Consider the following 20,718-nt stretch of genomic DNA (forward strand, 5'->3'; position numbering starts at 1 on the left):
TATAGGCTAGTTATAAAATGGGTATAATTATTGCAGGCCAGATCATATACTCTTAGAGTGCTAGAGATACTGAATAATACGCCAAGCCTCTCATCCAGGGAGATAGCTGAGATACTTGGTATAGATTTCTCCAGGGCGAAGGAGATACTTGAGAGACTTAGGTACAGTGGATACGTGGAGAAAGCAGGAAGAGGATATATTATAACGACAAGGGGGAGGAGTCTTATAGCAGAGTTAACAAAACAGAAAACAATATCCCCACAGAATACTGCACAGGAGAAACAGGGTAGCCCAGCAAGTGAAGAAGCCGCCTCAAGTGAGAAATCCGTTGACGAGAAGCGACAGGAGAGTAGGACAGAGAGGCGGATGCAGCAGGCTCCTGAAACACTGGATCACGTTAGCTTACTAGTTAAACAGTTAGAAGAGTTTTCCAAGCGCTTGAGGGAGTTAGAGGTTAAAATAAAAGATCTTGATGCAAGATTAACGAGCCTAGAGAACTTCGCCAAGGAGGTTGTGAAGCACCATGATATGGTTCAGCACACTGGTAGCCAAAGCGGTGGAGAGGGACAATATGTCATAGAAACCCCTGTGATGAACATGAATGAAGCCCAGAGCAGGCTTGGACCCCTGCTAGACAAATACCTGCTAGAGGGAAGGTTGATCAGGATTGGCACGCTCATAGTGGACCATGTATTCTATGAGGAATTCAAGAAGAAGTTCCCCATTAAGGCTAGTGAAGTAAGCAAGTTGAGCAACCTGGAGAAAACACTTTTAAACGAGATGAGGAATGAAATGCTTGTAATATTATACGCTGGGAAAGAATACCGCTTGGTCAACGCGTGAAATGCAGGATCCATAATATTGTGAAGGACTAATCCTGTATTTCCTCATACTCCTCCGTTAATACCGGTACATATTTCTCAGGGTTCTCCACCCCATCAGGGCATCCCCTACCATGTCTTTTCGGCTTACCTACCCTGCTTAAGAGAACTATACGGCTTGGCACGGACTCGCTCATCACTGTGTAACCTGTTAACTCAGCTATTTTCCTGGCTATTTCCCTTACCTCTATATGGCTTGGCATATTGTTTTTGAATAACCTACCTCTGCTTCCCCCGATATACATGTATGCCTTGACCTCTACGTATGATGGTTGTGCTTTTTCAATGAATTTAGCGAAGTTCTTAAGAGCTATTTCATGATCGTTGAACCCCTTTACTATCGTGAACCTGAATACCGTGGGAGACTTGAAGCTGGGTATTAATTCAAGTGTTTCATTAAATAACTCCCATGCCCTTGGTACTAAGGGGCGGTTAAAGTGCTCGTAGCTATCTTTATCCCATGACTCTATACTTATATACAGCTGACTCGGCTCTGTTTCAAGGTTCCTGAGAGTATCAGGCCTTGTACCATGTGTGACAAGGAATGTAGTGATGCCTCTCTTATGATACTCGCTTATTAGCTCACCAAGCCTTGGATAAAGTGTTGGTTCACCGGTTAGGCTTATGGCTGCATGCTTAGGATTCAATGCTTCTTCAACCAGTTTTTGATCAGCCCTTGGATTACCCTTGAAACCAGCCATGATCTCTCTGTGGGCCCTAATACTTTCTTCGACCAGGATCTCTGGATCATCGATCACTGGGGGACGCGTGTCATCCCAGTGCATGCCTATATCCTCTGGCTGGAGCCTCCAGCAGTGAAGGCACCTATTCCAGCACCATGCTACTACAGGCGTCATCTGTATACATCTATGGCTCTCAATACCGTACCATAGACACTTATAGCAATACCTATTCCTCAATACGGCTTCCTTGCTCCAGTGGCATCTTTTAACAGCTCCTATAGTACCTATTAAGTGATAGCCCTGCTTCACTAGCCTATCGTAAATAGCCTTGTAAACAGGGCTACTGCTCCAGAATTCCTCGCGCTTCTTCCTGACTTCGTCCCAGTCTATAGTCAAAACCATTCACCTCTTCATGTCTACTAATGTTTTAACAGAGTTATAAATCAAAGGTATTTAACCACTCCCAACTAATAGTTAAGTATAGTGATGAGCGAACCCGTGTCGGATTAATGAAGACGGTTGGCGTTGCTGATTAAAGTGATGGGGTGTCGGGATGCCTAAGAAGTATAGCATAGTATTATTCAGCGATGAAAATATAGAGCTGGAAGTTCTGACAAAAGACAAGGACCTCATCGTGGTCAAGGATGCTGAGGGAAGGATGCACAGGGTGAGAGTATTAAGGGAGAGCGATGAACGATACATGCTATACATAGATGATAAAATCACCTCCGTAGGAATAGTTGGTGATAAAATATATGTGGACCTCCAGCCCATACTAGTTAAAAAAGTAAAGGAATATGTCTCGCCAGTTAAAGTGGAAGAAAGGAAAGAAGAAAAACTGATCCAGGTAGAAGAGGGAGTGGTGACAGCACCCATAAGTGGTAAAGTAATAGAGGTTAAAGTAATGCAGGGACAGGAAGTAGGGGAAAACGATGTGATAGCAGTGCTTGAATCAATGAAGATGCTTATCGAGGTGAAATCACCATTTAAAGGAGTAGTTGAAGCAGTGTATATCAAACCAGGCGTATCCATTAGCAAAGGGGATAAATTAGTTAAGGTTAAACTAATGAAATAGTTGTACGGGTTCACTGAGCCTTCTGCCTGGTAATAGGCTGCTGTGGATTTATAGATAACTTTAATATCTCTAGAGTACTTAGAGCTCCTGTGATCCGCTGTGCGGTGAGGGCCGTGCTAGAAACCCGGATGGGGCCCTGCAGCATTGGACTCGACCGAGCCCCATGCAGTCTAGGTGAAGCAAGTGAGCCCAGGCCAGGGGCTAACCCCGCTAACAAAACATCAGCGGGGAAACGCTGTAGATAAGGGAATATACTAATATATGGGACACCGTGCTCCATGACTAGGAATATGAGTCCTTGGCTGTTGTTTTGGTTTTTATATGGGCTTGTATTGGTTGGTGTTGTTTGCTGCTGTGAAGAGTTTATTATAATAAGGTGAGGGGCTGAGGACACCTCCAAAAGAAGCCCGGGATACAGGGTCTCAGAATACCCCTCAACACCCCTAAGCCAGATGAAGGGACAACACAGCCAACATAAACTTAATATCAGACCCTGAACCCCTAAGAACTGACCTCCTCACCCTGAAGAGCGGGGGGATTCCCTGCATCTATTCGGGGGCTGTATCTTTCATCTATGGAGTAGTCGAGAGGGCAAGCCATATTAAGGTAAATGATACTGGAAAAGAATATTAGAGAGGTATATTGCCATGTTTCTTGGGTATCATGCCTAGGAATTCTTCCCTCTTATTCTTTAAAGCCTTAAGCGCCTCATATATCTTCAACCTTGTTAAGGCTGGATCTATTATATCATCTATGTATCCCAGCTCGGCAGCTCTAAACGGGTTTGCGAATGTCTCCCTATACTCGGCCAGCTTCTTTCGTGCAAGCTCCTCGGGGTCAGGTGCCTGGGATAACTCCTTCCTATAGAGTATTCTTATAGCTCCCTCGGGCCCCATTACCGCTATCTCTGCTGTAGGCCATGCTAGGTTTATATCGCTTTCCAGCGAGAGGCTACCCATAGCTATGTAGGCTCCTCCATAGGCCTTCCTCATAACCAGTGTTATCTTTGGTACTGTCGCCTCCGAGTACGCGTATAATACCTTTGCGCCATGCCTTATTATACCACCATGCTCCTGATCTACTCCAGGCATAAAGCCTGGTGTATCTACTAGTGTCACTATTGGTATGTTGAATGAATCACAGAATCTAACGAATCTAGCTATTTTATTGCTTGCATCGATATCTATTACGCCAGCATTCACAGCTGGCTGATTGGCAACTATACCAATAGTGTACCCGCCTATCCTGCCAAATCCTACAACCGCTGATCTACCGTAGTGTTCATGCACCTCTAGGAAGTCGCCTTCATCAACAAGTAAGCTAATAACCTTCTTGACATCAAAGGATTTGACAGGGTCTGTTGGCACAATCTCATAGATCTCATCTATTCTTCTATCTACAGGATCCTCCGTTTGAATGAAGGGTGGTTCCTCCATGTTATTGCTGGGGAGATATGAGAGGAGCTTCCTGACCAAGGCCAATGCTGAGTCTTCATCCTCGGTGATAAAGTGTGCTACACCGCTTGTTGATGCATGGATATTAGCTCCACCAAGCTGCTCAAATGTTACATCGACGCCAAGTGCAGCTTTAACTACTTCTGGACCAGTTATAAACATGTATGACGACTTAACCATTATAACGAAATCCATGAGTGCTGGACTATAGGCAGCAGCACCGGCGCATGGCCCCATTATAACGGCTATCTGTGGTATCACTCCACTGGCTTTTACATTGGCATTAAATATCCTACCGCATCCGTGAAGCGATCCAACGCCCTCCTGTATGCGGGCTCCACCGGAGTCGTATAATCCTATCACCGGTGCACCTGTCTTGATGGCTAGCTCGATTAGCCTAGCTATTTTCTCACCATGTACTTCGCCTATGCTTCCACCTAGAACCGTGAAATCCTGGGCATAAACGTAAACCAGTCTCTTATCGATCACACCGTAACCTGTTACAACTCCATCGCCATAATATTTGAGTTTATCCAGACCGAAATATGTTGATCTATGCGTCCTCATCCACTGTAGCTCGGTGAAGGAGTCGGGATCAAGTAACCTGTTTAACCTATCCCTTACCCACAGCTTACCTTTCTGTCGTTGCTGTTCAATCTTATCCCTGCCACCGCCCTCTATGGATTTCTCCCTGTACTCATTCACCTTTCTCAATAAGTCCTCGTGACTCACTACCTCCACCTTTTCAACACTGATACCACTGCTATGGTGCTTACACCACCTATGTTATGTGTTAGAGCCGTTGCTGGGGTACTGGCCTTAAACCCTGGAAAGTCTCCGCGTAACTGCATCACTGATTCAACAACCTGGTATATGCCTGTCGCACCAACTGGGTGTCCCCTTGCCTTTAATCCACCGCTAAAGTTCACCTCGGGCTTATCACCTTTCTGGAAACGCCCCTCCTTGAATAGCTTAGGTGCCTCTCCTTTCGGTGCGAAGCCTATGTCCTCTAATGCTGCATAGCCAGTTATATGGAATGCATCGTGTATCTCGGCGTAATCTATATCTTTGAGGCTTAATCCAGCCATTTTCAACGCTTCCTGTGCCGCCTTGACAGTGGATTCCATTACAAGTATATTATTTCTCGATGCCAGGTCAACGCTGTCCGTAGCCATGCCTATCCCGGCCAGCTCTACAAGTGTATCTCTACCAGTCGACTTCGCTATCTCGCGTGCCTTCTCCTCTCCCCTTACAAGGAGCACGGCAGCTGCTCCATCACCCAGCGGGGCTGCATGGAATAATCTTATCGGGTCAGCGATCATGGGGCTTTCAAGTATCTCCTTCATACTTGTTTTCCTAGGTAGTTGTGCATATGGATTATAGCTGGCATATTCATGCATTTTAAGAGGCCAGTGTGATAAATCCTCCTCGCTATAACCAAACAACTGCATATATAGCCTGGCGATCATCGCATTTAGCCCTGTAAATGAAACACCGTAGAAAACCTCAAAGTCAGCATCAGCTGCCTGGGCTAATGCACGAGTAACATATGGTGTTGTAGCCTCTGTCTGCTTCTCGATACCTCCGACAGCGACTACATCAGTTATTCCAGCCTTGACCATCGCGTAGCCTGCATACAGGGCTGCCCCACCACTGCCACATGCAGCCTCGACCTTGAATGCCGGTATTCCTCTTAAACCAGCGTAATCTGCTAGTAAAGCACCCAAGCTATCCTGGTTCATTAAAACACTCGACATCATGTTGCCTATTACAAGCGCCTTTGGCTTAACTCCTCCAGCGTCCTCGATAGCCTTCCATAGTGCCTGGGAGAAAAGCTCTCTAGCGGATTGCTCGTAAAACCTGCTAATCTTGGTCATGCCAACTCCGACTATGAATACACTATCCATTTCTAATCGCACCCTAAGATAGACATGCATTGCCTTGATAGAATAAATTATACAGCAATTATTTAAACACTCTGGACTGAACAAGAAGCGTCCCGAGGGGTGGAGTCTCCTCATCATTATCGGTACTGGAGTCTCCGGCCATCTATATAAAACAATATATTGTTTCAGACGGTATTAAAGAATTTGCCTGGGCTGGCTTACCGGGGAATCGTTGAAAAACATGGATTGAATTTTATATTATGGATGCACTGCCTAGCCTAGTAGTTCACGAGTTTAGCTTCATAGAGTTGGTCGAGAGCCATTACTAATGGCTCAATTACATCCTTAACGTCTATCTGGGCCTCCTTACTTATTGATTCAGCCAGCTCATTCACTGTATGCTCGCCATCACACATTACCCATATATAATATGCCAGAGGTGAGAGTTCGTATACTTCTTCCTCGCTTAATGCAACATAGAATTTCTCCTGCTCCTCTCCCAGGAACTCTCCCTGTCTAACCGGCTTGACATCCTTCAACTCGTTGAACCTATTAATTGCTTCCTCATGTCCTGGATGATCGTGTTCATGCACATGCTCCTCACTCATCTACGTCACTCCTCCTAGGGCCTCTTCTACCACCGAACTGTCTCCTAGGCGGCCGGCTAATGCCTCCCGAGCCTGGGGGCGCTGTCGGCGAGTCCTCCGGGATCTCTCCAGAATGTGGTACAGAACTGTCATCTATCTTCACTATCTCGCTTGATTTGCCGATGTTTAGCTGGACCTTCCCCTTGAACTCTGTTGTCCATGCGCCGTGTACTTCGACTGCGTCTCCCTCTTGCAGGGTACCTGCTTTTTCTCCCCACAGTGTTGTCTCTACTCTCCCTGTTTCATCGCCTAGTATCGCGTTGCTTATTGTTCTAGGACCCTTCTTAGTCCTTATGACCCTTGGTGCCTCTATCTTTATTACTCTGGCTTTAACGGTTACCTTCTCCATTCCTGGTTTTAGATCTATTATATTTGTAGGAGGGGTTTCCCCCTTATTTGGATTCGAACTCATTACGGTTTCGACTCCCATATTTGGTTACGGTGATTAACCGTATACATGTAAGGCTTTTTAAATATTATCCTTCCGGCAATAACTCAACCTGGATCCATATTGGTTCAAAGCAGGAGTCGTCGAGAACCCTGTATACTTGGATAATACATTCCTCCAAGATGCCACTACAAATATATAGGTGGGATACATCGCCTGGTTTATCACTACACCCGAATCCATTCACGTAATCAAATATTCTTCTAAGGATGCCTGATAGAGCGGCCTCACAGTCACCGTGATTGTTTTTAATAATGAAGAACCCGTGTTTCAATACTCTTGCGTCACTGGTTAATTGATCTATATGCCAATGCAGCCTCTTCCATGAAGAAAGATGACGGAGCACCCTGCAAAATACGTCACAGGTGCCCTTCGCCGAGCCAATGTAGAGGTATACACCGGGTCCTAGTGTTAGTTTCTGCCTGCCGAGCCTTAAATCTATGCTTGTCTCTTCTTGAAGCTCTAGTACTAGTATGTAGCAGGACCTCCTGTACTCATCTAGCCCTATGGATGAATGTTTCTCCAACTACCTCACCGATCTCTATGAGGAAAACTTCCAGCATCGGCTTAGCGGTGCCGTGGATCAGGTGGCCGGCAACAGTAGTGTTCTCAAATCCTGCTACTACATGTATATGGATGCTCACCTCACCGTTCCGCTTAACCAGGTAGTTTCCCTGTAGTGATGCCACCTCGATGACGCTCCCGGATGACTTGATTCTTTTCTCCAAGTATGTCTTGGACTCAGGGCTGTAGAATCCTATTACAGCTTCCATGAGGCCTCCAATCCCTGTTATAATGCCTCCCTTCAAGCTGTTTCTACGTATATATTCCTCGATACTTCTATGGACTACATCGCCCTCATTTATTTTAACAGGTATTATCCTCAAGATGTGTTACACCAGTACAATATATTAGGTTCTACTAATATAACCTTGTTATGGTGATGAAACCCGGTTTCAGCGGAGTGAGAATGAAGAAGAGTTACTCAGCTGAGAATGATTTCAAGGGTGATTTAGGTGAGCATGGCTTTCGAGCCAAGATATCTAATGGATAAGATTATTAATCTACTGGTAGAGCTTGAGAAGCCATTTGTCGGTAGGAGTGAGGAGGCGGAGCTACTTGTTCTCTCACTTATCTCGGGCGAACATGTCTTATTAATTGGCGAGCCTGGCACAGCTAAGTCTGCTCTAGCGCGTCGTTTAGCTGACTTAGTTAAAGCCAGGTTCTTCAAATATATGCTTACAAGGTTTACGGAGCCGGATGAATTATTCGGCCCCCTGGATATAGCTGCCCTTAGGGATGGGAAATATATTAGGGTTACTAAGGGGAAGCTACCTGAAGCAGACATAGCCTTCATAGATGAGATATTCAATGCCAATTCAGCAGTCCTCAACATGCTACTTACCCTTATGAATGAGAGAGTAGTTTACGATGGCTACTCTGAGATAAGGATACCCTTGCTAACCTTGATCTCTGCCAGTAATAATGTCCCGGACGAACCAGAGCTCCAGGCTATATATGATCGCTTCCTATTACGTCACTTCGTTAAACCGGTGAGCGAGGACTTGTGGGGAAGACTGCTGGATTCCTCATGGCTTATCGAACAAGGAGTCTACCAGGAGGCTAGGCCCGTTATCTCGATCGATGAAGTCAGGGCGGTTACATCAATGATCTTCAAGGTGGATGTAAGCGGGGTGAAGGAAAAATTGTTAAAGCTGTATGCTGTCTTCGAGGATCAGGGAGTGCATTTAACAGATAGGAGGAAGGGGAAGGCGCTTAAAGCCATTGCTGCCCACGCGTTTCTAAAGGGTAGAATGAAGGCTACCGAGGAAGACCTATATGTGTTAAAATACGTTGCGCCACGTGATAGAGAGGAGGCTGAGAAAGCATACTCAATCCTCCTAGACGAGGTTGAGGCACGGGAAAAACACCTGCGAGAGTTAAGCGAGATAGAGGCGAATCTCAGAGAGGCGAAGGCATATATACTGAGGAGTAGTGAGCTCGACCCAAGGCTACTAGATTATCTAAGGAGCTTCGAAACCCTTAGGGAGAAACTCGAGAAACTTTCCCGTGAGACAGGCGATGAAGTTGTAAGGAGACGAGCCATAGATGTACTGGGCGAATTAAATGATGCAATAGACCTCATCAAGAGGAAGCTAGTACTATGAGCTCCGAGAATAAGGAAGGATACTTAAGAGGCGTGGACTACGGGGATCCTGTTGTAAGGTATAGAGGAGGGAAGATAAAGAGGTTGGCCGAGTTATTCGCTGGGAGGAAACTCGATATCTCCAATGAATTCGCAGTCGACATCTTCTACTTGTTCTACTTACCGGTTCCACTACTCAGAGAAGATGACCCAGGTGGGGGAGAAGAGTACAGGGTTCTAAGAGCCTTAAAAGACTCCCCCAATTTCCCAATTGTTAAGAGCAGAACTATAATGGATTCCTTCATCAGTAGTATCGCTGCAAGCGTCTTCCTCTCAGAGGTAAAGCTACTAGAGGAGGTGGCAGGCAAGAGTAAAGTGGGAAGTGAGCAAATGAATGTTAACGAAAACACTGAAGTCAGTAGAATAGTTGAGAAAGCGCTTACAACTGTGAACATCGATATAGAAAACGTGAAGAAACTTAAATCAATAGTAGAAGGGCTGGAGCCCGGCTCCGCAAGCCAGCTCTCCCTGGATGAGGATGTAGCTGAGGTACTTAAGCTGGCTAGGAACATAGATGTGAAGAGAATACTCGAGATGCTGAAAGGGCTGAAGCCATGGGAGCTCAGCGTAGAAAAGAAGAAGAGGAGGTTTAAGCACGGCGAGATAGCCGGGTATGAGTATGGGAGAGATCTCGAGAGAATAGTTCCCTCGAACCTGATTCTACCGAGTGAGGTATTCTACACCAGATTTGCACAGAGGAAGCTACTCCTCTATGAGAAAGTGGTTGAGGAGAGTCTCGGACCCATGTATGTCCTACTGGATAAAAGCGGTAGCATGGATGGGGTGAAGATAACCTGGGGTAAGGCTGTAGCGATAAGTCTCTACCTTAAGGCTGTGAAAACACATAGGGAGTTCTATCTAAGATTCTTTGATAGCCAGCCGTATCCTCTGTATAGGATAGGGAGGATTTCCAAGCCTAATGAGGTGCTTAAGTTGCTAGACTACATGGCAAGGGTTAAAGGAGCAGGTGGCACAGACATCTCTAGGGCTATTATAACAGCGTGTACGGATATAAGGACTGGGAGCATTGCTAGGGAGTCAGACATAATATTGATCACCGATGGCGTCGATAGAATAGCTGAAAACATGGTTAGGTATAACTTAAAGAAAACGGATTCAAGGCTAATTACAGTGATGATCATGGGGGACAATGAGAACCTGAGAAACATATCTTATAAATACCTGAAGATTGAAAAACTAGATAAAGCAGGCATGTTGAGAGTAGTGGAGTTTAATTAATGGATCCAACGACCCAGCATCAGTGAGTAACCCAGCTTTAATTAATATATGACTCCGTTTCTCCCTAGGTGTTCGCCATAATTATATTATTATCCATGGTTTCATCTAGGAAGGACTTGCCCCGTCCACAGAAGCTTTGCTATTTCTGCGGGTTCATGGATCGTATTCGACCCAAACGGCACGTGGGTCGCATCTAGGTTTAGCCCATCAAGGCTCAGAGCACGGCTTCCATCATCCAGGCTGGTACTCTCATACGTTGATAATTCACTCCGCCATCAACCTAATATAAACTTTCCCTCTAAACACCAAAAAGACTTCAGCCCTTAGGCGTAACTTGTTTTATACTTGATGCATGATAATATATAATATATAGATAGATTTATATGCTCTGGAACGAGTGATTTATTCTCGGTGGTGATGTATTGAAACCCGTCTACGATAGATTTCTTAGTAGTAGGATAAATTATATCGAGCAAAGCCCTATTCGAGATGCAGTAGCAAAAATCGCGGCTAAATCTAAAACCACCAAGGTAATAAGCTTCGCAGCTGGTGAGCCAGACCCGGATGTCATACCCCGTGAACTATATGGGGAACTAGCCAAAGAGGTATTTATTAAAGAGAAGGGAAGTGTTAACTACTCGCCTGCAGATGGACTCTCCGAGTTAAAGATTGAGATAGCTAAATTCATGGCCGAGTATGAGGGTGTGAAGACTGGGCCCGATAATATCGTGGTTACTCTTGGGGGTAGCCAGGCAATAGACATCCTAGGGAGACTAATACTGGATCCAGGCGACATCGTCATCGTTGAAAACCCCTCTTATGTTAACACGATACTGGTTTGGAAACACTATGGGGTAAGGATAATTGGTGTACCCATGGATGATAATGGAATGATCACTGAGAAACTTGAAGATGTGGTTAAAAGCCTCCATAGTGAGGGCAAGAAGCTTAAGCTAATATACACGATACCAACAGGACAGAATCCATCAGGTGTGACCATGAGCATGGATAGGAGGAAGCACTTGCTCGAAATAGCTAGCAGGTATGATCTACTAGTGGCTGAGGACGCAGCATATAATCACCTGGTGTACGAACCCGTAGACGTGAAGCCGCTTAGATCAATGGATACCGAGGACCGTGTGATATACATTGGGTCCTTTAGCAAGATATTTGGAACAGGTCTCCGTATAGGATGGCTTGAGGCCCACCCGGAGATAATTGGAAGAGTCCGTGTAGCTAAGGGACCAATGGATATGTGTCCACCGGTTCCCTCGCAATACATTGTTCTAAACCTATTGAGGAACAAGTTATACAGGCCTATAAGAGAGAAAGCCGTGGCCGAGTATAAGTCTAAGAGAGATATAATGATCGCCGCCATAGAGAAACACCTAATGGGGTTAAAACACACGAGGCCTGTTGCGGGCATGTTTATACTGCTCTGGCTACCTGGAGGCATTGATGGAAGAGCGTTCTCGGATCAACTCTTAGAAAAGTATAATGTGGCGGTTATACCTGCAGCGGCATTCTATACTGATGAGACAGGGAGGAACATTGTCAGGCTAAACTTCTCGATGAGTGAGAAAGACCTTATTGAGGAGGGGGTAAGGAGAATAAGCATGTTGCTCAAGGAGTTCAAGACGTCTATCCCATGAGACCTTTGGGAGCATAGTACTTTTTATTCGAGGCTTTCTACAGGGTGGCCGGGCTAGAGTAAACGTGCCATTACAAGTATCTTTAAACTGGTAGCGCTTAGGGCGCAGATGTCCGCAGTGTCTTCAAGTGCTTTATTCAAGCTGTGAACCATTATTGCCATCGCCAAAGGCTTGAATCTATCTCCGTATTCAAGTATAAGGCCACGGTTCCTTACCTCTATGTCATCGGCTTTCTCCTCAAGCTTCACTACCTCATCAAGTAGTCTTAATGCCTCCTCGAAGTTGCTTCTGAGAACAGCTCTAAAAGCCTTGTTATATATTTCAACAGCTTTTACAACCAGCTCGCTTAGCTCGAGTAACCCGGCCCGTAATTCCTGTGGTATTTCCAGGAAGGGGATTATACGGAGCTCCTTTGCTACTTCTTTAATATGATCGCTTATCATATCAATACTTGAAACTATACCTAGTAGTTCACTCATGAATGATGCCTCGAGCCTCAACGAGGATATGGAGTACTCGAGTTCGCTTCTCAGTTTTTCACCTCTATTCTCCAGCTCTACTAGCTCGGTGAGAACCATCCTGGCATCGCCAACCTGGTATCTGTTGAGTAGGTTTACAGCCTGCTTGAATCTCTCAGCAACCTTGGATGATATGGAGACATATTCCTCGAGCTTTTCAATGGTATCGTTTGGAAATATGTCACCGAGGTTTACCGGCACAATTACTCCCTCATAAATGATGATCCAGAGAATGACTTATAATTATTGAGCCCGCGGTTTCCTTATACTATCTATGGTTTATCTGATTTTAATGCCATAATATTGCTTGGCGATGTAACAGTTATTGTAGCGTATCTCCTCCTATGATATAATTTAACGCTCCTAATGTATACAAGGTAATCTGGGTGGGTTAGCGACACCTGTCTATCTATCTTATCGGCTATCACCCTTATAGCATCCATCGTGTGAGCTGGGAGCCTTGTTTCAAGCCAGTAGAGCCTGCCGTGTAGTGTCACCCTGTATGTCTTGTCCACGGGTATCTTCTCAAGTGCCAGCTCTCTTGATTTCTCAGCAACTATTTCAACATAGGGATCCGTTACCACATCTATAGGGATCCGTTACCACATCTATAGGTATTACTCTATAAATCACCTGGATCTCGTTGACTGCCTCCCTGATCCTCGATGTGAAGTCGTAGGGGTCATCGACCTTTAACAATATTACCGAGGGCCCCTTATCAACCAAGACATAGTTTAACCCTGTGTTCCTCAGCTTCGCCAATACAAACCTGAAGTTTTCCAAGCCTGGCTCATGCGTAATCATTAGGTTGAAGCTCATATACTCCACCGTTTCATTCAACGCTTATAAGGGATATAATATCTCAAGTATATTATAAAATAATAAAACGAGGTTAAGTGAGAGCATTGATAGCTAGGATTTCTAACACACAAATAGTGATCCAGGAGGCATTTAATTACTGGGATATAAGAGCTATATTAGACGTATTAAACCCCCTGCTACTAAAACACGGGTATGACCCAGTCTTCTTCTTCGAGGGCACACCTATACTGGGTCAAGGCGGTTTCTCAGTCATAATAAAGCTATCCAAGGAGCTATCATCCAGTGATAAAGGCTTTGTTAAAAGGATGCTTCAGAGCAATGGATTGAGAGTTATAGAGGAGGATGTGAAGTGAATAATAGGGATATACTGTTTAAGGCTGTTGAGGAATTGGACAGGGGGAGACCTGTAGCATTGGTCACACTCGTTAATAAGGAGGGCAGCGGACCCCGTGGACTGGGTTCGCTAATGATTGTAACCATTGATGGCTTGAAGTATGGTACAATTGGGGGCGGGGAATTCGAGGCTTTTGTTATAAAGGAGTCATTATCAGCCTTGAAGGAGGGTAAGCCTAGACGCGTTAAAATGGCTCTCAGGAGGGAGAATATACCGCCTGACGCAATGCCTACAAACATGTTGTGTGGTGGAGTAGTGGAGGTGTTCATCAACGTGTTGAAGCCCAAGCCCCGTCTAATACTGGTGGGCGCCGGTCACGTCGGGAAGCCTATAGCGGATATAGGCAATATATTGGGATTCAGGGTAGTCGTTGTCGACAAGGATCCTGGGTTAGCCAACAAGGATAGATATCCCTATGCAGAGACGGTTAAATCTGGAAGCGTTATCGATGAGTTGAAGACAATAGAGTTCACGGAGAATGATATAGCAGTAATAGCTTTCGGTGAAGTTGAAACAGACTACCAGGTACTCAAACACCTTGTATTAAATGGGTTCAAGGGACATATATGGGCTCTCTGCAGCAGGAACAGAGCTAAATGGATGCTTGACAGACTCGTATCCGAGGGTGTTGATGTAAGTAGTTTCAGGGAGAGGATCCATATGCCAGCTGGGCTAAATATAGAGGCTGAGACACCTGAAGAGATAGCTGTAAGTATATGGTCAGAAATAATATGTGTGCTGAAATCATGTAGAAAACCAGTGCCATCGCTCAGCATTCTTGATAACTGGCAATTGTAAGCCGGCCCCGAAGACGTAGTGATTTAAACGGACTTAAGGATTCAACCTAAAAATTTATAAACCCTTTTCAACGAAGCCACCCTTCTTAAAACCCTTCCCATAAAGCATCAATTACACAGGGAGTCATTCATGGAGACCATGCTTGGGTTGAACACATCCCAGGAGATTATATTCCAGGGGCCTGAGGAGAGAATACGCGATGTTATAAACGATATTGTTGTAATGGCTAGTCTCTATAAGCAGACAGGTGAGGAACACGCGTTAGCAGGATTCATTAAACTCTTCAATGAATACCTTGAGGCAATAGCCCCCTTAGAGTATGTGCCCGGGCTTGCTGAGAGGCTTGGTGAGAAACTAGAGTTAACACTATGGGATGTAGACTTCGACTACAAGGCACTGGAGAGGCTTTTAACAATAATATATGAGATACGAGTATACAGTGAAAACATAAGGGATCGCCTTGGCGAGTTGGCCATGCTACTCTCATACTTCATGGCTAAAGCCGGTGTACCATTGAGAGAACTGGGTGGATTCAACGGCTTAATAGGATGCAGGGACTGGAGGGAGAGGCCGGGGCTAATGGTTACACTTGCCGTATTATTCTTAATACTTGCATCAAACCCGTGAATAAGCCGTGATGATAATCTGGTTTAAAGCTTGATCCAGGTAAAGATATAATCGTTACGAGTTCGTCATGGAATTAACCCTGCAAAATGAGAAACCGAAAATCAATGCTTTTGCCAAACTGTTTTAGTTTTCGTAATATAAGGGTTGATGACTGCTTTATGCTGCTTAATATTCTTCTCGCTTTTAAAGCTATTATGTATACACTAGCCATGTATCTCTCCATACGTGGCTCTTCATGAGGTTCTCGCGCTCTTTTAAGCTTGTTATTTCCCTTGGATCTAGTTGTAATTTTCATGTTTTCTCTCTACTTCTAATCAACAAGAGCTTAATCTACCTAAAACACCTGGATTCTCTAGGAACAGATTCTTGACCCCGTGGTGATAAGCGTATCTCACAACTAACGGATCACAGCAGTGGAGGACGTTAACCTGAACCATTATAAACTGTTTAACTACTACTTCATAGATATAGGTGGGATCTATTTATGGTTTACAGGATCCTTGTTGCTGGAGCTGGTTTAATGGGTTCTTCACTGGTTAGATGCCTGGTATCCCGTGGTGTCGAGGTATTTGTCTACAATAGAAACGTTGAGAAGGCTAGATCCCTTTGCTCCACCGTTAAATGCAGGGTCATTGAGGATCTAGATTTAATGAATAACGTTGATGCATCGGTGATCTTCTTATTTGACGATCAAGCCGTCATGGACTTCGTTTACACGCTCATAGAGAAGAACTTGTTAAGCAGGACGGGTATTCTAATGAATTCTTCAACCATAAGCCCGGAGACTAGTTTAATGCTGTATAGGATGGTTAGAGATCACGGGGGCATATACATTGAAGCGCCTGTCTACGGGAGTACCGATGAAGCCTCAGCATGCAACCTTGTCACAATGCTCGCGGGGGATTCAGGGATAGAGGGTAAGGCTAGGGAGATAGCGCTACTCTACTCTAGTAAAATATACTGGGTTGGCGGGATCCCTAAGGCCATGGCTTTAAAACTGGCGTTGAATAATATAGGTCTCATAATGCCGGCTGTGCTAGCGGAATCCCTAGCACTCTTAGACTCGTATGACGTTAGCCAGGAATTATTTAGTGAGATAGCCGGGAATCTATGGTTTGGAAACATGGTTAGGAGATATCTTGCTAGGATTAACATACCCGTTTCGACACCTAGGTTCACAATCAGCGGGGCCGCAAAGGATTACAGGGTTATCTCTTACACCCTTATGTTGAAAGGATATACGCCGCTACTCTCCCAGGCAGCCTCGAACTTTTACTCTCTAGCAGCCAGGGACGTGCCTGGTGAAGACTATCCAAGGGCTGCATTGTACTATAGAAGGAAAACCTAGAGCCAGAGACACGGGGTATTAAGTGTGGAAATAAGGCTCCTAGTTCCCGTGGATGTTATAATAGACTCCCGAGAGGATAGTAAGCACCCTGAGTTCAGGGAAGCGTTTACAAGGGAGGGATTAAAGACCGCTGTAAAGGAGCTACCTGTTGGAGACTTCCTTATAATGGCTCCAGAGGATAAGCACTCAATACTGGTTGAGAGAAAGACTGTCGATGATCTAGCCAACAGTATAAGGGATAACAGGATATGGGAACAGAGCAAGTTACTGCTTGAGGAGGCCCGCAGAGGGGGGCATCGACCACTTATACTACTGGAGGGGTACCTGGGTACCTTGGAGAAGTATAGGGGCTGGAGGATTCAGAGCATTCTGAGAGTGCTGGATACCCTGATACTTGAAATGGGGATTCCTGTGCTTAACACACCGGGTAAGGATGCCACTATTGCGTGGATCATATCTAAGGCTAAGAGTCTGGGGAGAACAGAGGAGAAGCGTGTCTACAGGATGAGGGTTGAGAAGAAGCCAATGGATATACAGGAGAGGATACTCTATGTAGCTGAGAGTATTATAGGGCCTGTGCTTGCCAGGAAGCTCCTAGCAAGGTTTAAGACCCTTAAGAACCTTGCCAATGCATCAAAGCACGAGTTACTCAGTGTTGAAGGCATTGGCGAGAAACGGGCTGAGGAGATATACTTATTATTCAACACGCCTTGGAGTAGTAATGGGGAAGGGGTGGAGTAAAGAGTGAGAGATGATGTTTTAAGCTATCTAATACCCGTCTTGGTGGCGGCAGCAACCACTAGTATACTGCTCGAATGGTGGGTTAGAACAGGTTTAAGGCTGGGTTTCAAGGGCAGGGATATGAATAAGCCTGGAGAACACTATGCTGTTGAAGCGGGTGGTATATGGGTTCTTCTGGGAGCCGTCTTCGGGATCCTATCCTTCATGGCGCTGAGTATCTATGTCCAGGGCGACTCCGGGATCATCACCTATCTTGCTGTATCACAGGTACTCTTGCTAGCCGGTCTCCTAGGCTTGATGGATGACTTGTTAGGGTGGAAGAAGGGTTTGAGTCAAGTTAAAAGAGTAATATTAACTATCCCAATAGCATTTCCACTAATGGTGGTGAAAGCCGGGTACTCCACGATAGAGCTTCCCCTAATAGGCGTCCTAGACCTAGGCTTGCTCTACCCGTTGGTAGTAATCCCTGTTGGAGTCATGGGGGCTAGTAACGCCTTCAATATGATAGCTGGATATAACGGGTTAGAGGCATCACAGGCTCTTGTGATCTCATTGGTGAGCCTCCTATTTGCCTTGAAGAAGGGTATCTGGGTTGTTGTACCGCTTTTATTGGTAATGATCGCGTCTATAATAGTGTTCCTAAGGTATAACTGGTACCCGGCGAAGGTTTTCCCTGGGAATACATTCACTTATGGTTTTGGTGCATTCTACGCCTCCGTGGTAATATATGGTAACTTCGAGAAATTCGGGTTGATAATATTTACACCCTACTTTATCGAGTTAGCCTTGTTTCTAAGGGGGCTTATTCATGGTGTCTACAAGGAGAACTTCGGGAGACCCAGTATTGAGGGGTGTCTTGATCCCCCGTATAGCAGAGCTTACAGTCTAACACATGTAGCACTGATAGTCATGAAAAAGTTGAAGAGGTGTGCAAGGGAAACTGATGTAGTATTGTTTACGGCCCTGATACAGGTAGCGATAGGAGTCTTAGCCCTCATAGTAATGTAGGTGGATCACTATTTACCCGCAGGTGCTTGCCAGTTCCTCTAGATCGAGGAAATGACTTCTAATTAAGTGTATGTATAAGGCATGCCTCCAGTATCTTGGACCAGGAGTATAGTTGCAGAATGGGCATCTTCTATAAGTGTTTATTATTTCGGCTAGCTCCTTGATCTCATTTATTATGTTTCCACAATACATTTCAGCGAGATGTATCCTGCCCTGGCTCGGTTTTTTACCTGTAAGTATTTTCGCTATACTAAATGCCAGCTTCTCTATTAGTCTTAGGCTTGTATATTTCCCGGGGTTCATGGTTGGCACCAATTTCTATTTTAGAAATTAGAAATTATAAATTTTCCTCCCCGGAAACTAGAGATGAGATCCGCCCCCTTCGCCTCAATGGAGTAAAGGACCCTGCAGTTTCAGTGATCCACTATTCAAACCCCGCACTTTCGGCGCCCTCTCTACTTATAAACCTCATATTCCTAAACCGTGTTGAGGGAGATCCATGGGCCCCGAGATAAAGATCTATATAGTGGCTGTACTACGCAGGATCAGGAGCAGCATAGAGAAGTGCAGTAGTATTGAGTGCGCTCTCTCCGTGATAGACACATATATAGAGGCAATCGATGAGAAAACATTCAGTGAGATACTCAGGACACTGGGCCTATACTAGGTAGCGATCCAGAGTATATACATGTATACACGCGGTGTGAATACGAGTGGATGAATTAAGACTAAGACCGGGATAGCTGAAGATATATGCTTGGTGGTATAGTTGAGAAACCATAGGAAAAACATTACACCACGTCTTAGATATATTGAGGCTAAACAAAGACATGTATCTAAAATAGGGCCGAATCACATTAGTTACGGTTGAAAACCTCGCCCTTAGGGTGGGGAGGAGGTCAGAGCTTAAAACCTATTAAATCCATTAACTCTTTTAATCTACTAATCACAGTGACCCCGGTCTTCCCACAATTTTCAACCGATTCCATCCGTCTAGCCAGCAACACGGGTCTCAAACCAGTGAGCAATGCACCTATGACGTCCCTGCTACAGGAATCCCCGACATGTATGGCCTCCCAAGGGTTTACAGTAAGCTTCTCAAGACCTACTTTAAATATCCTGGGATTGGGCTTTAAGAACCCTGTATCAGCTGACGTGATAACCAGATCCACGTATTCACCTAGCCCTACATTAGAGAGCATCTTCTTAACCGATGACCCAGAGAAACTGGTATCGCTTACAATCATTGTTTTCAACCCATTCTCCTTCAAGGTCTTCAATACATCCCTGGCATCCGGGTCTACTCGAGGCATGTAGCTTCCAGAGGCCTCCTCGTATGCATCAATAGCCTGTCTCATTGCTTGCCAACCTATATCAAGTCCGAGTACAAGTAGGATAGCCTTGACGAAGTCCTCTGGCTTGATAAACCCCTTAACATGTTTAACAACCCTGTATGCCTCGAGTACATTGTTAAACCCTGGTTTTTTATCGCTTGGAATACTTTTCCAGATAGCCTCAAGCCTTTTCAAAGTGTATGATTCGGGTTCCACACCTTCATCAAATATAAGGGTATCCCATAGGTCGAATGATACTAGCTTAACCATGTACATGTATGCCATCCTCCTCCATCACTGAGACTACCGGCGTATCCTAAATTAATCTTTGCACAGACCAGTATCAACGCATCTACCTAGGGCTATCTGGTCTTGTATTCCTCGATTGATAAAGTCAGTGTCGAGCATATTCATAACAACCTATAGCGATGAACATAGCTATAACAGAGGTACTCCTAAGTAGCATGAGTAGCCTCTTAAATGGTTTACAAGGCGCTTTGAGGAGATACTCCTGTAGCGCCTTGTAAACCCGAACAGGCAGAGGAACCGATGAACCACCCAAGAACCCTTGTCCTTTGGAAGGTCGGAACGGTGTGAGGGGTGAAGTAATCAATTAAGGATATTTAGAGATTATTAAAAAATAACGAATACACCAGGAATCCTTTAGCTACATAGTTGGTTTATTTGGTTGATGTTATTCTTCTACTACTATTACTACATATACTTTCTTTTCGTGTAGTTTTCTCGGTTTCTCTCTGTTTTCTTTTCCGAGTGGGTAGTTCGCTGCATTTATAACATTCTTCATAGGGTTGGTTGTTAGAAGATATTTCAACCTAGAGATATAGCTACTGATAATAAACAATTCCTTCATGCTTTAAAACATGAGAGTTTCAATCGTGTTTTAACTTGTTTCATTGAGATTTAACCAGTATAAATTATTTTGATTGAAACCATTGG

23 protein-coding genes and 1 pseudogene are annotated in these 20,718 nt (G+C 44.8%); 12 read left to right on the forward strand and 12 right to left on the reverse strand.

Annotated elements, in window-relative coordinates:
* Positions 1–30 precede the first annotated feature (30 nt).
* Positions 31–843: a winged helix-turn-helix domain-containing protein gene (locus SPHMEL_RS04260; protein ID WP_042667488.1), complete on the forward strand. Its 813-nt coding sequence runs from the start codon at positions 31–33 to the stop codon at positions 841–843.
* A 28-nt stretch (positions 844–871) separates the two neighbouring features.
* Here the strand turns inward: SPHMEL_RS04260 and twy1 are convergent, their stop codons facing one another.
* Positions 872–1,966 carry a 4-demethylwyosine synthase TYW1 gene (twy1, locus tag SPHMEL_RS04265; RefSeq protein ID WP_042667489.1) on the reverse strand — a complete coding sequence of 365 codons (1,095 nt, stop codon included), beginning with the start codon at positions 1,964–1,966 and terminating at the stop codon, positions 872–874.
* 151 nt (positions 1,967–2,117) lie between these two features.
* On the opposite strand from twy1, the gene SPHMEL_RS04270 reads away from it, so the two are divergent.
* The gene (locus tag SPHMEL_RS04270) at positions 2,118–2,639 is read left to right on the forward strand and encodes a biotin/lipoyl-containing protein (RefSeq protein ID WP_042667490.1); all 522 of its coding nucleotides are present in this window, start codon (positions 2,118–2,120) and stop codon (positions 2,637–2,639) included.
* 629 nt (positions 2,640–3,268) lie between these two features.
* On the opposite strand, the gene SPHMEL_RS04280 is transcribed toward SPHMEL_RS04270, so the two are convergent.
* The 6 genes from SPHMEL_RS04280 to SPHMEL_RS04305 form a co-directional block, all read right to left on the reverse strand.
* Entirely contained in the window at positions 3,269–4,825 is a 1,557-nt protein-coding gene (locus tag SPHMEL_RS04280) for an acyl-CoA carboxylase subunit beta (RefSeq protein WP_042667492.1), read from the reverse strand.
* Entirely contained in the window at positions 4,825–6,000 is a 1,176-nt protein-coding gene (locus tag SPHMEL_RS04285) for a thiolase domain-containing protein (protein ID WP_042667493.1), read from the reverse strand. Before SPHMEL_RS04285 ends, SPHMEL_RS04280 begins: the two co-directional genes overlap by 1 nt.
* 257 nt (positions 6,001–6,257) lie before the next feature.
* Positions 6,258–6,587 carry a PqqD family protein gene (locus SPHMEL_RS04290; RefSeq protein ID WP_012608329.1) on the reverse strand — a complete coding sequence of 110 codons (330 nt, stop codon included), beginning with the start codon at positions 6,585–6,587 and terminating at the stop codon, positions 6,258–6,260.
* On the reverse strand, positions 6,580–7,038 hold the full coding sequence (locus tag SPHMEL_RS04295; RefSeq protein WP_042667494.1) for an OB-fold nucleic acid binding domain-containing protein: 459 nt from the start codon (positions 7,036–7,038) through the stop codon (positions 6,580–6,582). The genes SPHMEL_RS04290 and SPHMEL_RS04295 overlap by 8 nt, the downstream gene beginning before the upstream one ends.
* A 64-nt stretch (positions 7,039–7,102) precedes the next feature.
* Positions 7,103–7,600, reverse strand: a complete 498-nt coding sequence (locus SPHMEL_RS04300) for a GIY-YIG nuclease family protein (RefSeq protein ID WP_042667495.1) — start codon at positions 7,598–7,600, stop codon at positions 7,103–7,105.
* The gene (locus SPHMEL_RS04305) at positions 7,569–7,961 is read right to left on the reverse strand and encodes a PCC domain-containing protein (RefSeq protein WP_042667496.1); all 393 of its coding nucleotides are present in this window, start codon (positions 7,959–7,961) and stop codon (positions 7,569–7,571) included. Before SPHMEL_RS04305 ends, SPHMEL_RS04300 begins: the two co-directional genes overlap by 32 nt.
* A 135-nt stretch (positions 7,962–8,096) precedes the next feature.
* On the opposite strand from SPHMEL_RS04305, the gene SPHMEL_RS04310 reads away from it, so the two are divergent.
* The 3 genes from SPHMEL_RS04310 (at position 8,097) to SPHMEL_RS04320 (ending at position 12,171) form a co-directional block, all read left to right on the forward strand.
* Positions 8,097–9,242: an AAA family ATPase gene (locus SPHMEL_RS04310; RefSeq protein ID WP_042667950.1), complete on the forward strand. Its 1,146-nt coding sequence runs from the start codon at positions 8,097–8,099 to the stop codon at positions 9,240–9,242.
* The gene (locus SPHMEL_RS04315; protein WP_042667497.1) at positions 9,239–10,519 is read left to right on the forward strand and encodes a vWA domain-containing protein; all 1,281 of its coding nucleotides are present in this window, start codon (positions 9,239–9,241) and stop codon (positions 10,517–10,519) included. The genes SPHMEL_RS04310 and SPHMEL_RS04315 overlap by 4 nt, the downstream gene beginning before the upstream one ends.
* 422 nt (positions 10,520–10,941) lie before the next feature.
* Positions 10,942–12,171, forward strand: a complete 1,230-nt coding sequence (locus tag SPHMEL_RS04320) for an aminotransferase-like domain-containing protein (protein WP_042667498.1) — start codon at positions 10,942–10,944, stop codon at positions 12,169–12,171.
* Positions 12,172–12,224: 53 nt separating this feature from the next.
* Here SPHMEL_RS04320 and SPHMEL_RS04325 read toward each other — a convergent pair whose 3' ends face one another.
* Complete coding sequence (locus tag SPHMEL_RS04325) at positions 12,225–12,890, reverse strand: DUF47 domain-containing protein (protein ID WP_042667499.1); 666 nt, start codon at positions 12,888–12,890, stop codon at positions 12,225–12,227.
* Between the two features lie 71 nt (positions 12,891–12,961).
* Positions 12,962–13,508: pseudogene (locus SPHMEL_RS07680) on the reverse strand (THUMP domain-containing protein).
* Positions 13,509–13,585: 77 nt separating this feature from the next.
* On the opposite strand from SPHMEL_RS07680, the gene SPHMEL_RS04335 reads away from it, so the two are divergent.
* From SPHMEL_RS04335 to SPHMEL_RS04360, 6 genes are all read left to right on the forward strand, one after another.
* On the forward strand, positions 13,586–13,864 hold the full coding sequence (locus tag SPHMEL_RS04335; RefSeq protein WP_051401005.1) for a hypothetical protein: 279 nt from the start codon (positions 13,586–13,588) through the stop codon (positions 13,862–13,864).
* On the forward strand, positions 13,861–14,703 hold the full coding sequence (locus SPHMEL_RS04340; RefSeq protein ID WP_012608340.1) for an XdhC family protein: 843 nt from the start codon (positions 13,861–13,863) through the stop codon (positions 14,701–14,703). Before SPHMEL_RS04335 ends, SPHMEL_RS04340 begins: the two co-directional genes overlap by 4 nt.
* A gap of 129 nt (positions 14,704–14,832) precedes the next feature.
* Entirely contained in the window at positions 14,833–15,330 is a 498-nt protein-coding gene (locus SPHMEL_RS04345; protein WP_042667501.1) for a hypothetical protein, read from the forward strand.
* A 484-nt stretch (positions 15,331–15,814) separates the two neighbouring features.
* A complete protein-coding gene (locus SPHMEL_RS04350; RefSeq protein ID WP_042667502.1) occupies positions 15,815–16,678 on the forward strand; it encodes an NAD(P)-dependent oxidoreductase in 864 nt (287 codons plus the stop codon).
* Between the two features lie 24 nt (positions 16,679–16,702).
* Positions 16,703–17,419: an ERCC4 domain-containing protein gene (locus tag SPHMEL_RS04355; RefSeq protein WP_012608343.1), complete on the forward strand. Its 717-nt coding sequence runs from the start codon at positions 16,703–16,705 to the stop codon at positions 17,417–17,419.
* Between the two features lie 3 nt (positions 17,420–17,422).
* Positions 17,423–18,427, forward strand: a complete 1,005-nt coding sequence (locus tag SPHMEL_RS04360; protein ID WP_042667503.1) for an MraY family glycosyltransferase — start codon at positions 17,423–17,425, stop codon at positions 18,425–18,427.
* 12 nt (positions 18,428–18,439) lie between these two features.
* Here the strand turns inward: SPHMEL_RS04360 and SPHMEL_RS04365 are convergent, their stop codons facing one another.
* Complete coding sequence (locus tag SPHMEL_RS04365; protein WP_042667504.1) at positions 18,440–18,730, reverse strand: hypothetical protein; 291 nt, start codon at positions 18,728–18,730, stop codon at positions 18,440–18,442.
* A 196-nt stretch (positions 18,731–18,926) separates the two neighbouring features.
* Between SPHMEL_RS04365 and SPHMEL_RS07430 the strand changes: the two genes are divergently transcribed.
* Positions 18,927–19,094, forward strand: coding sequence for a hypothetical protein (locus SPHMEL_RS07430; RefSeq protein ID WP_198011719.1), 168 nt, complete (start codon positions 18,927–18,929; stop codon positions 19,092–19,094).
* 232 nt (positions 19,095–19,326) lie between these two features.
* Here SPHMEL_RS07430 and SPHMEL_RS04370 read toward each other — a convergent pair whose 3' ends face one another.
* Together SPHMEL_RS04370 and SPHMEL_RS07330 are read right to left on the reverse strand one after the other, a co-directional pair.
* Entirely contained in the window at positions 19,327–20,037 is a 711-nt protein-coding gene (locus SPHMEL_RS04370) for an HAD family hydrolase (protein WP_198011720.1), read from the reverse strand.
* A gap of 418 nt (positions 20,038–20,455) precedes the next feature.
* Entirely contained in the window at positions 20,456–20,632 is a 177-nt protein-coding gene (locus SPHMEL_RS07330) for a hypothetical protein (RefSeq protein ID WP_156915430.1), read from the reverse strand.
* Positions 20,633–20,718 lie beyond the last annotated feature (86 nt).

The sequence above is a fragment of the Desulfurococcus amylolyticus Z-533 genome (assembly GCF_000513855.1).
GTDB classification, from domain to species: Archaea; Thermoproteota; Thermoprotei_A; order Sulfolobales; family Desulfurococcaceae; genus Desulfurococcus; species Desulfurococcus amylolyticus.

Excerpts from the sequence above, each read along its gene's own strand:
- SPHMEL_RS04315 (WP_042667497.1), top strand. The coding sequence starts at position 9,239 with ATGAGCTCCGAGAATAAGGAAGGATACTTAAGAGGCGTGGACTACGGG.
- SPHMEL_RS04310 (WP_042667950.1), top strand. The coding sequence starts at position 8,097 with ATGGCTTTCGAGCCAAGATATCTAATGGATAAGATTATTAATCTACTG.
- twy1 (WP_042667489.1), bottom strand. The coding sequence starts at position 1,966 with ATGGTTTTGACTATAGACTGGGACGAAGTCAGGAAGAAGCGCGAGGAA.
- SPHMEL_RS04365 (WP_042667504.1), bottom strand. The coding sequence starts at position 18,730 with ATGAACCCCGGGAAATATACAAGCCTAAGACTAATAGAGAAGCTGGCA.
- SPHMEL_RS04370 (WP_198011720.1), bottom strand. The coding sequence starts at position 20,037 with ATGTACATGGTTAAGCTAGTATCATTCGACCTATGGGATACCCTTATA.
- SPHMEL_RS04285 (WP_042667493.1), bottom strand. The coding sequence starts at position 6,000 with ATGGATAGTGTATTCATAGTCGGAGTTGGCATGACCAAGATTAGCAGG.
- SPHMEL_RS04350 (WP_042667502.1), top strand. The coding sequence starts at position 15,815 with ATGGTTTACAGGATCCTTGTTGCTGGAGCTGGTTTAATGGGTTCTTCA.
- SPHMEL_RS07330 (WP_156915430.1), bottom strand. The coding sequence starts at position 20,632 with ATGAAGGAATTGTTTATTATCAGTAGCTATATCTCTAGGTTGAAATAT.
- SPHMEL_RS04295 (WP_042667494.1), bottom strand. The coding sequence starts at position 7,038 with ATGAGTTCGAATCCAAATAAGGGGGAAACCCCTCCTACAAATATAATA.
- SPHMEL_RS07430 (WP_198011719.1), top strand. The coding sequence starts at position 18,927 with ATGGGCCCCGAGATAAAGATCTATATAGTGGCTGTACTACGCAGGATC.
- SPHMEL_RS04270 (WP_042667490.1), top strand. The coding sequence starts at position 2,118 with ATGCCTAAGAAGTATAGCATAGTATTATTCAGCGATGAAAATATAGAG.
- SPHMEL_RS04345 (WP_042667501.1), top strand. The coding sequence starts at position 14,833 with ATGGAGACCATGCTTGGGTTGAACACATCCCAGGAGATTATATTCCAG.
- SPHMEL_RS04290 (WP_012608329.1), bottom strand. The coding sequence starts at position 6,587 with ATGAGTGAGGAGCATGTGCATGAACACGATCATCCAGGACATGAGGAA.